This window comes from Kaistia nematophila, assembly GCF_026343855.1.
Classification (GTDB): Bacteria; Pseudomonadota; Alphaproteobacteria; order Rhizobiales; family Kaistiaceae; genus Kaistia; species Kaistia nematophila.
Genome location: NZ_JAPKNK010000009.1, coordinates 141,486 through 154,262 on the forward strand (window position 1 = coordinate 141,486; position 12,777 = coordinate 154,262).

The following is a 12,777-nucleotide window of genomic DNA, read 5'->3' on the forward strand; positions in this document are numbered from 1 at the left end:
TAGCCGCATACAGCATCAGCGAAACTTTCGCAACGGTTTCGTTTGTCGGGAAAGTCGAAAGTTACGCGCGTAGGCAGAAAGGACGCAACGCGCGAAACCGACGCCGGAGCGGGTCAGGCGTCGGTGTCGGCCAGTTCGTCGTCGGCGTGGCTGCGCTCGAGATCGCGCGCGCCACGCTTGACCGCCTTCTGCACCTTTTCGAACGCCCTGACCTCGATCTGGCGGACGCGTTCGCGGCTGACGCCGAATTCGGCCGAGAGTTCCTCGAGCGTCATCGGGTCGTCGGCCAGGCGGCGCGCTTCGAAGATGCGGCGTTCGCGCTCGTTGAGCACGCCCATCGCGTCGCGCAGCAGCTGGCGGCGATTGTCGGCCTCTTCCTGGTTGGCGAGGATGGTTTCCTGGTTGTCGCTGTCGTCGACCAGCCAGTCCTGCCATTCGCCGCCCTCGGTATCGGCGCGAAGCGGCGCGTTCAGCGACGCGTCGCCGCCAAGGCGACGGTTCATCGAGATGACGTCGTCGGTCGAGACGCCGAGCTTGGTGGCGATCTGCTCGACCTGGTGCGGCTTCAGATCGCCTTCCTCGAGTGCCTGGATCTGGCTCTTCATCTTGCGCAGATTGAAGAACAGGCGCTTCTGGTTGGCGGTCGTGCCCATCTTGACCAGGCTCCACGAGCGCAGGATGTACTCCTGGATCGAGGCCTTGATCCACCACATCGCATAGGTCGCGAGGCGGAAGCCCTTTTCGGGCTCGAACCGCTTCACGGCCTGCATGAGGCCGACATTGCCCTCGGAGATCACTTCGCCGATCGGCAGGCCGTAGCCGCGATAGCCCATGGCGATCTTCGCCACGAGGCGCAGATGGCTCGTCACCAGCTTGTGGGCGGCGCTGCGGTCGTCATGCTCCTTGTAGGCCTTGGCCAGCATATATTCTTCATCCGGCGCGAGCATGGGAAAGCGGCGGATGTCGTCGAGATAACGTGAAAGTCCGGCTTCGCCGGACGCGATGACAGGAAGACTTGCTCTGGCAGCCATACGTGCCCCCTCCATTCTTTTCGGCGTTCCCCGAAAGCCAACGCCGATCGCGGCCATGTTGGCCCGCATGGAGATATATAGGCACGAAATACAAGTTTAACAGGACCGATTGGTCCGACCCGATCACAGTCCGTTGAAGGCCTCGATCAGATCGGCCAGGTCTTCCGGCGGATCGCTTTCAAAATGCAGCGTTTCTCCGGTCGTCGGATGCTCGAAGCCGAGCAGCCACGCGTGCAGCGCCTGGCGGTGGAAGCGGGCGATCGCGCTGCGGGCCGGTTCCGGGATCCGCGCCAGCTTGGTAAGGAAGCCCTTGCCATATTCCTGGTCGCCGATCAGCGGATGCGCCATCGCGGCCATGTGGACGCGGATCTGATGGGTGCGGCCCGTCTCCAGCCGGAGGTCGAGCAGGCTGGCGATCGGATTGGCGGGATCGCCGAAGCGCTCCTCGACCGTATAGTGGGTGATCGCTTCCTTGCCGCCCGTCTTCACCACCGCCATCTTCAGCCGGCTCACCGGCGAGCGGCCGATCGGGGCGTCGACGAGGCCGTAGGGCAGGGACGGCACGCCCCAGACGATGGCGCGATAGCCGCGCTCGAGCGGACCGGAGCGGCCATGGTCGGCGAACTGGTTGGCGAGGCGCTTGTGGGCGCGGTCGTTCTTCGCCACCACCATCAGGCCGGTCGTGTCCTTGTCGAGCCGGTGCACGATGCCCGGGCGGCGGACGCCGCCAATGCCGGAAAGGCTGTCGCCGCAATGGGCAATCAGCGCGTTGACGAGCGTGCCGGTCCAGTTGCCGGCGGCCGGATGCACGACGAGGCCGGCCTGCTTGTCGATGACGAGCAGGTCGCTGTCCTCATAGACGACATTGAGCGGGATCGGCTCGCCTTCCGGCTCGGGTGCGACCGCCGGCGGCACGGCGACGCGGATGACGTCGCCCGCGTTGACCGCCTTTTTGGCCTCCACTATGGTCGCGCCGCCGATCGAAACGTGGCCGGCCTCGATCAGGGCCTTGAGGCGGCTGCGGGAGAGCTCGGCGATCGCGGCGGCCAGATAGGCGTCGAGGCGACGGCCAGCCGCATCCGGTTCGACCACGAGGTCGACGATTTCCTCGCCGTCATCCGGAAACTGATCCATGGTCAACCCTACTTCCTCTTCGAACGGCGCGCCGCAACAGGGTGGCGATACGCCCCTCGATCCCGCCGTCGAGCGCGTCCGGCAGAAGCTGAGACGACTGATTCTGGTATCGAGTCTGACGGTGGTGCTCGGCTTCGTCGCCGTGCTGTTCGCCGTCATCTATCGGATCGGCCCCGGCGGAAGCAAGTCCGGTCTTGCCCCGTCCTCGGCGGAACTGCGCATCGAGCAGGCCATACCGGCCGGCGGCCGCGTCGTTTCCTCGGCGCTGAACGGCGACCAGCTGGCGCTGACGCTCGATGTCGGCGGCGCGACGCGTGTCGTCATCCTCAACATCAACACTGGCAAGGTGCTGCGCAACATCAGCCTCGGCACCACGCCGTAGCGCCGGGTCGCGGGTTTCCGCCATCTTCTCCCCCATGCGGAAAAAGTTCTGCACAGGGAGTTTCAAAGAACTTTGGCGATGTGGCTTGCCAAGGTTCCGATCACCCGGTATATCGCCGTCATCCGAAAGCAAACGGATCCGCGCCCATCGTCTAGCGGTCAGGACGTCGCCCTCTCACGGCGAAAGCAGGGGTTCGATTCCCCTTGGGCGTACCAAAACCTCCGCATTCCAGAACTGAATACTGACCCGTCCAACACGGCATGTTTCGCGTGTGGGTTAGCCGCTTGTGCCCTTCAGGCTCAGGCGGGAGATGGCCTTCCGGCGACATAGTCGCCGAGCCCCGCGACCAGATGGTCGAAGGCGAGGCGCATGCGCCGGACCGTGCCGAGATCCTCGTGCATGGCGACCCAGCATTCGAGCGGATAGGCGAATTCTGCCGGCACGAGATGGACGAGCTCGGGATCGCGCGCCGCGAGCGGGCTCTGGCAGCCGCCGATGCCGAGGCCGGCCCGGATCGCGGCGAGCTGGGCGGTGTCGCTGTCGGTGCGCAGGCTGAACATCTCGCGCGAAAGCGGCAGGCCCAGCTGCTGCAGCGCCCGGATGGCGGGTGAATCGCGGTCGAAGCCGATCAGCGCATGGCCATCCAGCTCGGCCAGCGTCCCCGGCGTGCCCCGTCGCGCCAGGTAGCGACGATGGGCATGCAGGCCGATGTCGATCGTGCCGATGCGGCGGGCGAGCAGGGCGCCCTGCGTCGGCCGGGCCATCCGCACGGCGATGTCGGCCTCGCGCCGCACCAGATCCTCGTTGCGGTTGGAAACCACCAATTCGACGGCGATGCCCGGATGCCGCTCCATGAAGGGGGCGAGGATCGCCGGCAGGATTTCCGTGCCGACCACCTCGCTCGCCGTCAGACGCACCGTGCCGCGGTCCTCGGCCGCCTCGGCCGACGCCGCGCGCACCAGCGCCTCGGCGGCGGCGGCCATGGTTTCGGCATGCGGCGCCAGCTCCAGCGCCGCCTCCGTCGGCGTCAGGCCGGCGCGCGAGCGGGTGAACAGCACGACGCCGAGCGCCTGCTCCAGTTCGTCGACGTGGCGGCCGAGCGTCGGCTGGGTCAGCCGCAGGCTGCGCGCCGCCGCCGACAGGCTGCCGTCGCCGAGTACGGCGAGGAAGGAGCGGAAATGGTCCCAGGATGGCGTCATCATAGAAAAATGTATGACCGGCATCCAAAGTTCAACAATTTAAAATGGAATGCGCCAGCGCGATGTTCGTTTCCACGGCAACGAAGGAGCGGATCATGACCGAACAGAAACTGGCCCTGGTGATCGGCGCGACCGGCGGCGTCGGCGGCGCGGTGGCACGGGCGCTCTTGGCGCATGGCTGGCGGGTGCGGGCGCTGCAGCGCGACCCGGCGGCGGCCCGCCGCAAGCCCGGCGGTGACGGCATCGAATGGGTCAGGGGCGACGCCATGAACCCCGCCGACGTCATCGCCGCGGCGGAAGGGGCGTCGATCCTGTTCCATGGCGCCAACCCGCCCGGCTATCACAACTGGCGGGGTCTGGCCCTGCCGATGCTGGAAAGCACGATCGCCGCCGCGAAGGCTGTCGGCGCCCGCATCGTCTTCCCCGGCACCATCTATAACTTCGGGCCGGACGCGCGGCCTCTGATCGACGAGACCTCGCCGCAGCGGCCGACCACGCGCAAGGGGAAGATCCGCGTCGCCATGGAGCAGCGGCTGCGCGATACGGCGGCCGCGGGGACGCCGGTGCTGATTGTCCGTGCCGGTGACTTCTTCGGCCCGCATGCCGGCAACAACTGGTTTGCCGCCGGCATCGTCAAGCCGGGTAAGCCCGCGACGACGATTGCCTATCCGGGCAAGCGCGACATCGGGCATGACTGGGCCTATCTGCCGGATCTGGCCGAGACCATCGTCGAACTGATCGAGCGCGCCGACGAGCTCGGGCCGTTCGAGGTGTTCCACTTCCGTGGCCATTATTTCGAGCACGGCGTCGACATCGCGAAAGGGGTCGCGGCGGCGATGGGGCGGCCGGCAAGCCGGATCCGCGGCTTTCCATGGTTCGCCATCTATCTCGGCGCGCCCTTCGTCGAGATGTTCCGCGAGCTGATCGAGGTGCGCTACCTCTGGAAGGAGCGGCTGGAACTCGACAATCGCAAGCTCATCGCCTTTCTCGGCCGCGAGCCGCATACGCCCCTGCCGGAGGCGTTGCACACGACGCTGGCGGCGATGGGAGTACTGCCCGTGGCGTCTGCGCGCTGACGTTCCCTAGAGGCCGGTGCCGGCGTGCTGCAAGGCGCGGATGCGCTCGGCAAGGCCCTGGGCGGGCGCCGGAGACGGCGTCCCCTCGGGAGGCGGAGGCAGCATCGTGACGAGGCTCGGGCCTTCGCCGCGCTCATTGGCGAGGCGCGCCACGGCAGCACCGAACTCGATCAGCTTGCCGCGCAGCAACGCCGTCTCCTCGGCGCTCGCGGTGCCCGAACGAAGCTTCAGCGCCTCGATATCGGCTTCGAGGCCGGCATTGCGGGTTTCGAGCGCAGCGATGCGCTGCTCCAGCTCGCGCTTCTGGTCCTTGAGCGCCAGGGCGCCCATTTCGGCCGTCTCCGCCTCGACCAGGCGGATCGACAGGTCCTTGACCTTGGCGTGCGCCTCTTCGAGCTCGGTTTCGCGCAGCTTCAGTTCGGCGATCGCGGCGCGCATCGTCGCCTCGCTCTGGGCCTCGCGCTCGCTCTGCTCCTCGACGCGGCGGCGCTCGATCGCCAGATTGGCCTTCAGCGTCGACATCTCGCTCTCGATGCCGGCATTCGCCACTTCGTCGCCCGTCGTCGACATCTTCAGCGCCGCCAGCGCGTCGCGCATGTTGTCGAGCTCGGTGTCGCGGGCGATGATTTCCAGGCGCTGCGCCTCGCGTTCGTCGTTCGTCTCGCGAAGCGTCTCCTCGGTTTCGGCCAGCTTGAGCCGGATCTTCTCCAGCCGTTTTTCGTTTTCGGCGCGGTCAGTCGTAGCGGTGGCTGCGGCGAGTTCGGCGTCGGCGACGCGGACTTCCAGCTCGGCCCGGCGCGCTTCGAGCGCGACGATGTCATCGGCCGAAAGCGAACCCTGTGCCGTCAGATGTGTGATGACCTCGCGCTTGCGGTTGATGTCGATCATCTGCTCCATGACCTGCGCCTTCAGCCGCTCGACCGTCTGGTCGAGGGTGCGCGTCGACATGGCGAAACCGGCGCGGATCTGATCCTTCTCGGCCTGGATCTCGGCGCGCGTCATCGGCAGCGTCCGCTCCATGTTGCGGCGGGAGAGGCGGACGGCGCGGCGCCAGAAAGGGGGGATGAGGACCAAGGCCAAGATGCCTGCCGACAGGAAGCCGAGAGCGAAGTACATCAGAGATTCAATCAACGCACCGTCTCCGGATGTCGGTTGCGCCCGCGGAGCGCCTGGCGAGAACCGCTCCGCAGACATCGGCCTTCAGCGCCAGCCCACGCGCAGGCTTCCAGATGACATTGTCCGAACCCGAGAGTCCAGCCACAAGCACGTGTCGCCGGCCCGCAATGCCGGTTCTGACGCGGGTGTGGCTTTGTCGCGATGATCCCGGTCACAGCCCCGCCGGGATTCAATGGCCCTGGTCAGAAGGGGTTCCAGGTCTGACGGTCGGTGAACTTCAGGTAGCCGATGTTGAGACCGAGGCGGGCGCCGAGGCCGGAGACGATCGGGACGATGAAGACGTCGTCGCGCGACAGCACCGTCATGCCGACGCCGCCGACCAGGAAGGCCGAGCCGTTGACGCCGCCGAAGCGCGAATAGATCGCGTTGATCGAGGGCAGGTTGTAGACCAGCATCATGACGCGCGAGCCTTCGCCGCCGATGTCCCAGCCTAGCGAGGGACCCTGGAAGAACACCTGATGCTGGCCGGCGTTCTTGGTGTAGAGCGTGCCGTTGCCGTAGCGCAGACCCGCGAACAGCGCGCCCGAGCCCTGCTCGCCGAGAATGTAGCCGTTCGGCTGGCCATATTTGGAGACGGCGTGCTCGACGACGGTGGCGAGGCTGCCGGAAACCTCGCCGAAGAACTTGTGGCCGGTATTGACCAGCTCATCGGAAGAATACTGGTTCTGCGCCTGAGCCTGGGCGTGGCTGAGGGCAAGGAAGGGCGCCGCCAGGGCGACCAGCGCGAGCAGGAGGAAAAGACGCAGGCTGCGGGTCATGTCGGTCGGCTCCTTGTCGTGGCGGCTGTCATGGCACGGAACCCGATCCCCGATGGGCGGAAACCGGCAGTGGGCACGCGAATCACCTCAGGAAGTGTAAGTCAAAAAGGGGCGGCATCGGGGCACGCGGTGGGCTGCAGGAGCTGCGGGCCGCGACCGGCTGGCGGTTGGCAGCTTCGCTGGGCCGGTGTATCCCCGAAGCGCCTTTTTTACTGCGCTGATTCGTTCAGGGGGATCCGTCATGACCAATGAGATCGAACTCGAAGCCCTCGATCTCGCGGCGCTGCTCTGCAGCCGCGTCTGTCACGACATCATCTCGCCGGTAGGCGCCATCAACAACGGCCTCGAGGTCCTCGACGAGGAGACCAGCGAGGAGATGAAGGCGTTCGCCTTCGACCTGATCCGCAAGAGCGCCCGCCAGGCTTCTGCCAAGCTGCAGTTCGCACGGCTCGCCTTCGGCGCCGCCGGTTCCGCCGGCGCCGAGATCGACATCGGCGACGCCGAGAAGGTGGCGCGCGGCTACATGGAAGGCGAGAAGGCATCGTTCGAGTGGACGGCGCCCCGCGCGCTGATGCCGAAGAACCAGGTCAAGCTGATCCTGAACCTCGTGCTGATGGCGGTCGCGGCCGTGCCGCGCGGCGGCTCGATCAAGGTCACAATCGAGGGCGAGCCCACGAAGCCGGACGTCACCTTCCATTGCTCCGGCCCGAGCGCCCGCATCCCGGTTGCGTTCGAGAAGCTCATTCCCGGCGCGATCGTCGACGTCAACATCGATGCCCATGCCGTGCAGCCCTATTATGCGGGCCTGCTGGCGCGCAGCTGCGGCATGAGCGTCGCCGCCGTGCTCGACGGCGCCGATGTCATCATCACGGCGCGCTCCAGCGCCCCTGCGCCTGCGGCGGAAGAGGCTCCGGCCGAGGCGCCGGCGGTCGAGGCTCCCGCCACCGAGACGATGCTGGCGGACGCGCCCGAGGCCGCCGCCGAGGCTGCTGTCGCCGAGACCACCGGCCAGGCCTGATCCCGACTTGGACGCCCGGCGCGTCCGAGGCAACAAAAAAGCCGCGCGGCTTGATCCGCGCGGCTTTTTTGTTGCCTGCCAGTTGGTTGGTCCGGGGTGGGAAGCGCAGCTGATCGCCGCCGCCGCGCAGCCGGACAAGAAAAAAGCCCCGCAGGGGCGGGGCTTTCCAGTTTCGGCCGGGGGAGGTCCGGCTATGCGCTTGCGCGCATCTGGGTCTCATCCGGCTCGCGCAGCACGTAGCCGCGGCCCCAGACGGTCTCGATGTAGTTGAGTCCGTTGGTCGCGGTCGCCAGCTTCTTGCGCAGCTTGCAGATGAAGACGTCGATGATCTTCAGTTCGGGCTCGTCCATGCCGCCATAGAGGTGGTTCAGGAACATTTCCTTGGTCAGCGTGGTGCCCTTGCGGAGCGAGAGCAGCTCCAGCATCTGGTATTCCTTGCCCGTCAGGTGGACGCGGCTGCCATGCACTTCGACGGTCTTGGTGTCGAGGTTGACGGTCAGCTCGCCGGTGACGATCACCGACTGGGCATGGCCCTTCGAGCGGCGCACGATCGCGTGGATGCGCGCAACGAGCTCGTCCTTGTGGAAGGGCTTGGTCATGTAGTCGTCGGCGCCGAAACCGAGGCCGCGCACCTTGTCCTCGATGCCGGCCAGGCCGGAGAGGATCAGGATCGGCGTCTTGACCTTGGCGACGCGCAGCGACCGGAGAACCTCGTAGCCCGACATGTCGGGCAGGTTCAGGTCGAGCAGAATGATATCGTAGTCGTAGAGCTTGCCGAGATCGACACCCTCTTCGCCGAGATCCGTCGTGTAGACGTTAAAATTCTCGGACTTGAGCATCAACTCGATGCTCTGCGCCGTGGCGCTGTCGTCCTCGATCAGCAGAACTCGCATACCAATCCCCTCAATTGCCTATCCTGGGCTTGGCGCTCCGGCCTCGAAAACCGGTGCTTGGAAAACGGCTCACCCCGATTCGAAGGCTAACGCTTAATGGTTAACAAATTCTGATTCGTGCTCACAAGGGGTTCAGGCGAATTATTCGGAAATCGCCCAAGCTCTTTGAGATTCCGAGCGAATTGGTGTGGATTGCACCTCATCGCCCGAATGCACGCAATCCGGTAACCAATTGGTCGGACTCACGGAATTAGGATGAAGGCACCGCAGGATGGGTTTACCCGCCCTTAAGCCCTCCAGCGCATGATTAACGCGAGACGTAAACGAAAGGTTAGCGCGAGCCCGAAGGCTTAAGGTTTTGACAAGTCTGATGGCCGCAACCCACAGCGGCGATGCGCGCCTGCAAGGGCCGGCGTCGCGGCGCGTGTGCGTCTCAGTGTTCAGGGAGTAACGAGTATGAAGTCGCGTGATAGCATCATTCGGCTAAAGCGTTTCCAGGCCGAGGAAAAGCGTCGGCAGGTCAACCAGATCCAGACCATGGTCGCCGAGTTCGAGCGCATGGCCCGCGACCTGGAAGACCAGATCAATGTCGAGCAGGAACGGGCCGGCATCCGGGACAGCTCGCATTTCGCCTATCCGACCTTCGCCAAGGCGGCGATGGCCCGGCGCGACAATCTCCGCGCCTCGGCGCATGATCTTGAGGCGCAGCTTTCGGCCGCGCAGGCCGAACTGGACCTGGCGCTGGACGATCTCCGCAAGGCGGAGCAGATGGCGGCGCGCGACCAGGAGCGGAGCGCTTCGGTCGAGCTCGCGGCGGCGCGTCGTCCCGGTCGCTCCTCGACGGCGGCCGAGCGGCGGTCCTGGTAGGGGTTAACAGCGCACCAAGCTGGTAGCCTTCCGTCAACCCTTTCCTGCCGGCGCCGGCCTCAGCCGGCGGTGTCCGGATCGATCAACGCGACATGCGGGCCTGCCGAGCGCGGCAGGTGGCCGTCGAGGCGCGGGTCGGTCGACACCTCGATCGCGAACTTGAACGGCGCGAAGCCGGATCGCCTGTAGAAGCGCAGGGCGGCCGGATGGTCGAAGGAGCAGGTATGGAGCCAGACGCGCTCCGTGCCGCCGTCCCAGGCGACGGCAAGCGCCGCATTCATCAATTGCCGCGCCGCGCCGGTGCCGGTCGCCTCCGGCACGACGCCGAACATGGCGATCTCGACATTCGCGGGCCCGCCTTCGCCATGGTGCAGTTCGGCGAGGCCGATCGGCACGCCGTCCTGCTCGAGGAAGTGGATCTCGGTCGTCGGCTTCGCCAGCAGGGCGCGGAGTTCGTCGTCCGACATCACGGCGCGGGAAAACCACAGCCAGTCGGTGCCGATGCGGCGGTAGAGGTCGCGATAAGAATCGAGGTCCGGCTTTTCGACACGGCGCACCGTACGGTTACCGGCGCCGTCCGGCTCCGCCGAAGGGGCAGGGCGCTCCGTCATTTCCAGATAGGTGACGACATTGGCGATCCGGCCCGGCGGCAGGTCGGTGTAGCCGTCGAGGTCGAGCGCGATGGTTTCGGTCATTCCGTGATTTCCCGGTCGAGCAGGTAGCGGGCGGCGGCGATCATCGTCGGCCTTATGTTGGCGCGGGCGGCGAAGACAAGCAGCAGCGCCTCGTTCTCCATGAAATATTCGAGGACGCCGGCGAGGAAGCCGGGGTCGGAGGCAGCGTCGCGCAGCGTCTCAGGGCCGAGGCCGACCAGCGCCAGGAAGCGGCCCAGTTCCTCCGGTTCGGAAGCGAGGAACGCCAGTCCCTCGATCGCCAGCCTTTCCGCTCCCTCGACATCGAGCGGCGGCTCCTTCTGCCGGATCATGCATTTGCCTTTCCGAAACGAATCTTCGCTAATTTCCAGATCGATACCATCTAGTAGACGCCGTCGACGGGATCGAGGGCTGCAAGCAGGGACGAATGGCAAAGACCGTTCTCGTGGTGGAAGACAACGAGCTCAACATGAAGCTCTTCCACGACCTCCTCGAAGCGCATGGCTATAACATTATCCAGACCCGCAGCGGGCTGGAAGCGCTGGAGCTTGCCCGGACGCACCGGCCCGACCTGATCCTGATGGACATCCAGCTGCCCGAGGTTTCCGGCCTCGAAGTGACGAAATGGATCAAGGAGGATGACGAGCTGCGCGTCATCCCGATCATCGCCGTCACCGCCTTCGCCATGAAGGGCGACGAGGAGCGCATCCGCCAGGGCGGCTGCGAGGCCTATCTGTCGAAACCGATCTCGATCGCCAAGTTCATCGAGACGGTGAAGACCTATCTCGGCGACGCCTGAGGGCAGTTTCGTCCGATCCTCCCCGGAATTTCCGATCGCGGCGTGGTCAGGTGGCCCGCTGCGCCCCATATGATCTGCATGGGCATCGGGCCGCCGCTGCGGGCGGCCGGCGCCGGTGAGGACCGGCGCTTCTCGAAAACCCCGCGGAGCCCCAGGGCCGCATCTCCTGGGTCCGCGAGGCCGGCCCGGTCGGAGCGGCGAGAGTGGCCTCCTCCAAGACCCGCACCCGGCCGGGCCACGCTTTCCGTCGGCGGAGCCGAAATGAGGACAATAAAAAAGGCGCCGAAACGGCGCCTTTTTTGGTAATCTGCGTGCCGATCTTACTTGATCTTGGCTTCGCGGAACTCGACGTGCTTGCGAGCGACCGGGTCGTACTTCTTGGCCGAGAACTTCTCGGTCATGGTGCGCGAGTTCTTCTTCGTGACGTAGAAGAAGCCGGTGTCAGCGGAGCTCACGAGCTTGATCTTGATCGTGGTGGCCTTGGCCATGGTCAAACCTCAAAATTGTTGCGCGCAACGTAGCAAGAACTGGCCCGGCGCCTTTGTGCGCGCACCCTACGGATTCAGAAGTGAAAGTCAAGAAACGTTCTTGGAGACTCCCTTGGAAACTCCCTGTGAGTTGCCTCTGGGCAGGCGCGCCAACCCCATGCGGATGATCAGCATGGCAAGATAGGCGGCGAAGAAGATGCCGATGCCGATCGCGAAGCCATGCGGATCCCACATGTCCATCGCGACGCCGAGCGTGGCCGGGCCGACCAGGCCGCCGAGTGAATAGCAGAACACGAAGGCGGCGTTGGCGGCGGCGAGGTCCGAGCCGGTGAAGCGCGAGCCGAGATGGGCCAGGCCGACCGTATAGAGCGAGCCGATGACGCCGCCCCAGATGGCGAGCGCCACCATCAGGAGCCAGAAATGCGAGGCCACCATCGGCAGGATCGCCGCGCCGAGCAGGCCGAAGGCGGCGATGATCATCAGGAGCTTCCGCCGGTTCATCCGGTCCGACAGCATGCCCATCGGCATCTGCAGCAGGATGTTGCCGATGGTGACTCCGATACCGAGCAGGATCACCAGGTCACGGGTGTGGCCGACGCGCTGGCCGTAGATCGGCAGCAGCGCGAAGGCGCCGGTCTCGATCGTGCCGAAGAGCAGCGCGGCGCCGGTCGCCGCCGGGGCCAGGAACAGGAAGCGGCCGAAGGAGTGGCTTTCGCGGCGGTCGAGCTTGGGCGCCACCGGCATGCCGCAGAGGACCGGGATGATGCCGAGCATCAGCACGACCGAGCCGACCAGGAAAGGCAGCAGGCCCTGCGTGCCGGTCAGCGACAGAATGACGGGGCCGAGCGCGAAGCCGCCGGAAAGCACGGAGGCGTAGATGCCCATGATGACGCCGCGCCGGGCAGGCGGCGCGGCCGAGCTGATCCAGAATTCCGACAGCACGAAGGTGGTGGTGACGGCGGCGCCGCCGACGAGGCGCAGGATGAACCAGGCCCAGAAGGGCGAGAGATAGAAGAGCGGCAGCGCGGCCGCGAGCACGAGAATGGCGAGGGCCAGCAACTGGGCCGTGCCGATTCGCGCCGCGAGCCTGGAGACAAAGGGGGTGATGGCGATCGCCGCCAGGCCCCAGGTCGCCGTGTTGATGCCGATCCATGTCGAGGAGATGCCCCGATCTTCGAGCGTCAGCGCCAGCAGCGGCAGGGTGATCGAGAAGCCGAGGCCGACGGCCGCTACCGATCCGATCGCCGCGACGAGGCCAATCGTGCCTCCGCCATCGGTCCGCCGTTCGGATGCCATGGTCATA

The 12,777-nt window shown here is 66.0% G+C and carries 15 protein-coding genes and 1 tRNA gene; 6 read left to right on the forward strand and 10 right to left on the reverse strand.

The window, feature by feature from the left end; genetic code table 11:
* Window positions 1-113: 113 nt before the first annotated feature.
* Together rpoH and OSH07_RS19120 are read right to left on the reverse strand one after the other, a co-directional pair.
* On the reverse strand, window positions 114-1,031 hold the full coding sequence (gene rpoH, locus OSH07_RS19115; RefSeq protein WP_266340274.1) for an RNA polymerase sigma factor RpoH: 918 nt from the start codon (window positions 1,029-1,031) through the stop codon (window positions 114-116).
* A 123-nt stretch (window positions 1,032-1,154) separates the two neighbouring features.
* A complete protein-coding gene (locus OSH07_RS19120; RefSeq protein WP_266340275.1) occupies window positions 1,155-2,165 on the reverse strand; it encodes an RluA family pseudouridine synthase in 1,011 nt (336 codons plus the stop codon).
* On the opposite strand from OSH07_RS19120, the gene OSH07_RS19125 reads away from it, so the two are divergent.
* On the forward strand, window positions 2,164-2,547 hold the full coding sequence (locus OSH07_RS19125) for a hypothetical protein (protein WP_266340276.1): 384 nt from the start codon (window positions 2,164-2,166) through the stop codon (window positions 2,545-2,547). The two genes, OSH07_RS19120 and OSH07_RS19125, sit on opposite strands and share 2 nt — an antisense overlap.
* 140 nt (window positions 2,548-2,687) lie before the next feature.
* Window positions 2,688-2,762, forward strand: a tRNA-Glu gene (locus OSH07_RS19130).
* Between the two features lie 84 nt (window positions 2,763-2,846).
* Here OSH07_RS19130 and OSH07_RS19135 read toward each other — a convergent pair.
* On the reverse strand, window positions 2,847-3,749 hold the full coding sequence (locus tag OSH07_RS19135; protein ID WP_266340277.1) for a LysR family transcriptional regulator: 903 nt from the start codon (window positions 3,747-3,749) through the stop codon (window positions 2,847-2,849).
* A gap of 92 nt (window positions 3,750-3,841) precedes the next feature.
* Here OSH07_RS19135 and OSH07_RS19140 point away from each other — a divergent pair, with 92 nt between their 5' ends.
* Window positions 3,842-4,822 carry an NAD-dependent epimerase/dehydratase family protein gene (locus OSH07_RS19140; protein ID WP_266340278.1) on the forward strand — a complete coding sequence of 327 codons (981 nt, stop codon included), beginning with the start codon at window positions 3,842-3,844 and terminating at the stop codon, window positions 4,820-4,822.
* A 6-nt stretch (window positions 4,823-4,828) separates the two neighbouring features.
* On the opposite strand, the gene OSH07_RS19145 is transcribed toward OSH07_RS19140, so the two are convergent.
* Together OSH07_RS19145 and OSH07_RS19150 are read right to left on the reverse strand one after the other, a co-directional pair.
* Window positions 4,829-5,938, reverse strand: a complete 1,110-nt coding sequence (locus OSH07_RS19145; RefSeq protein WP_266340279.1) for a coiled-coil domain-containing protein — start codon at window positions 5,936-5,938, stop codon at window positions 4,829-4,831.
* Between the two features lie 242 nt (window positions 5,939-6,180).
* Complete coding sequence (locus OSH07_RS19150; RefSeq protein WP_266340280.1) at window positions 6,181-6,756, reverse strand: DUF1134 domain-containing protein; 576 nt, start codon at window positions 6,754-6,756, stop codon at window positions 6,181-6,183.
* Window positions 6,757-6,997: 241 nt separating this feature from the next.
* Here OSH07_RS19150 and chpT point away from each other — a divergent pair, with 241 nt between their 5' ends.
* A complete protein-coding gene (chpT, locus tag OSH07_RS19155) occupies window positions 6,998-7,774 on the forward strand; it encodes a histidine phosphotransferase ChpT (RefSeq protein ID WP_266340281.1) in 777 nt (258 codons plus the stop codon).
* Between the two features lie 191 nt (window positions 7,775-7,965).
* Here the strand turns inward: chpT and ctrA are convergent, their stop codons facing one another.
* Window positions 7,966-8,667 carry a response regulator transcription factor CtrA gene (gene ctrA, locus OSH07_RS19160; RefSeq protein ID WP_266340282.1) on the reverse strand — a complete coding sequence of 234 codons (702 nt, stop codon included), beginning with the start codon at window positions 8,665-8,667 and terminating at the stop codon, window positions 7,966-7,968.
* A 456-nt stretch (window positions 8,668-9,123) separates the two neighbouring features.
* Here ctrA and OSH07_RS19165 point away from each other — a divergent pair, with 456 nt between their 5' ends.
* Entirely contained in the window at window positions 9,124-9,534 is a 411-nt protein-coding gene (locus tag OSH07_RS19165; RefSeq protein WP_266340283.1) for a flagellar export protein FliJ, read from the forward strand.
* A 59-nt stretch (window positions 9,535-9,593) separates the two neighbouring features.
* Here the strand turns inward: OSH07_RS19165 and OSH07_RS19170 are convergent, their stop codons facing one another.
* Together OSH07_RS19170 and OSH07_RS19175 are read right to left on the reverse strand one after the other, a co-directional pair.
* Window positions 9,594-10,229 carry a GNAT family N-acetyltransferase gene (locus OSH07_RS19170; protein WP_266340284.1) on the reverse strand — a complete coding sequence of 212 codons (636 nt, stop codon included), beginning with the start codon at window positions 10,227-10,229 and terminating at the stop codon, window positions 9,594-9,596.
* Window positions 10,226-10,519 (reverse strand): DUF3572 domain-containing protein, encoded by a 294-nt coding sequence (locus OSH07_RS19175; protein ID WP_266340285.1) that lies wholly within the window; start codon window positions 10,517-10,519, stop codon window positions 10,226-10,228. The genes OSH07_RS19170 and OSH07_RS19175 overlap by 4 nt, the downstream gene beginning before the upstream one ends.
* A 95-nt stretch (window positions 10,520-10,614) precedes the next feature.
* Between OSH07_RS19175 and OSH07_RS19180 the strand changes: the two genes are divergently transcribed.
* Window positions 10,615-10,986, forward strand: a complete 372-nt coding sequence (locus OSH07_RS19180; protein WP_266340286.1) for a response regulator — start codon at window positions 10,615-10,617, stop codon at window positions 10,984-10,986.
* Between the two features lie 320 nt (window positions 10,987-11,306).
* Here the strand turns inward: OSH07_RS19180 and rpmG are convergent, their stop codons facing one another.
* Together rpmG and OSH07_RS19190 are read right to left on the reverse strand one after the other, a co-directional pair.
* A complete protein-coding gene (gene rpmG / locus OSH07_RS19185; protein WP_018181260.1) occupies window positions 11,307-11,474 on the reverse strand; it encodes a 50S ribosomal protein L33 in 168 nt (55 codons plus the stop codon).
* Window positions 11,475-11,561: 87 nt separating this feature from the next.
* A complete protein-coding gene (locus OSH07_RS19190; RefSeq protein ID WP_266340287.1) occupies window positions 11,562-12,776 on the reverse strand; it encodes an MFS transporter in 1,215 nt (404 codons plus the stop codon).
* Window position 12,777: the final 1 nt, after the last annotated feature.

Bases quoted from the DNA above. Each gene is read 5' to 3' on its own strand.
- rpoH (WP_266340274.1), bottom strand. From the start codon at position 1,031: ATGGCTGCCAGAGCAAGTCTTCCTGTCATCGCGTCCGGCGAAGCCGGA.
- OSH07_RS19125 (WP_266340276.1), top strand. From the start codon at position 2,164: ATGGTCAACCCTACTTCCTCTTCGAACGGCGCGCCGCAACAGGGTGGC.
- OSH07_RS19120 (WP_266340275.1), bottom strand. From the start codon at position 2,165: ATGGATCAGTTTCCGGATGACGGCGAGGAAATCGTCGACCTCGTGGTC.
- OSH07_RS19135 (WP_266340277.1), bottom strand. From the start codon at position 3,749: ATGATGACGCCATCCTGGGACCATTTCCGCTCCTTCCTCGCCGTACTC.
- OSH07_RS19140 (WP_266340278.1), top strand. From the start codon at position 3,842: ATGACCGAACAGAAACTGGCCCTGGTGATCGGCGCGACCGGCGGCGTC.
- OSH07_RS19145 (WP_266340279.1), bottom strand. From the start codon at position 5,938: ATGTACTTCGCTCTCGGCTTCCTGTCGGCAGGCATCTTGGCCTTGGTC.
- OSH07_RS19150 (WP_266340280.1), bottom strand. From the start codon at position 6,756: ATGACCCGCAGCCTGCGTCTTTTCCTCCTGCTCGCGCTGGTCGCCCTG.
- chpT (WP_266340281.1), top strand. From the start codon at position 6,998: ATGACCAATGAGATCGAACTCGAAGCCCTCGATCTCGCGGCGCTGCTC.
- ctrA (WP_266340282.1), bottom strand. From the start codon at position 8,667: ATGCGAGTTCTGCTGATCGAGGACGACAGCGCCACGGCGCAGAGCATC.
- OSH07_RS19165 (WP_266340283.1), top strand. From the start codon at position 9,124: ATGAAGTCGCGTGATAGCATCATTCGGCTAAAGCGTTTCCAGGCCGAG.
- OSH07_RS19170 (WP_266340284.1), bottom strand. From the start codon at position 10,229: ATGACCGAAACCATCGCGCTCGACCTCGACGGCTACACCGACCTGCCG.
- OSH07_RS19175 (WP_266340285.1), bottom strand. From the start codon at position 10,519: ATGATCCGGCAGAAGGAGCCGCCGCTCGATGTCGAGGGAGCGGAAAGG.
- OSH07_RS19180 (WP_266340286.1), top strand. From the start codon at position 10,615: ATGGCAAAGACCGTTCTCGTGGTGGAAGACAACGAGCTCAACATGAAG.
- rpmG (WP_018181260.1), bottom strand. From the start codon at position 11,474: ATGGCCAAGGCCACCACGATCAAGATCAAGCTCGTGAGCTCCGCTGAC.
- OSH07_RS19190 (WP_266340287.1), bottom strand. From the start codon at position 12,776: ATGACCATGGCATCCGAACGGCGGACCGATGGCGGAGGCACGATTGGC.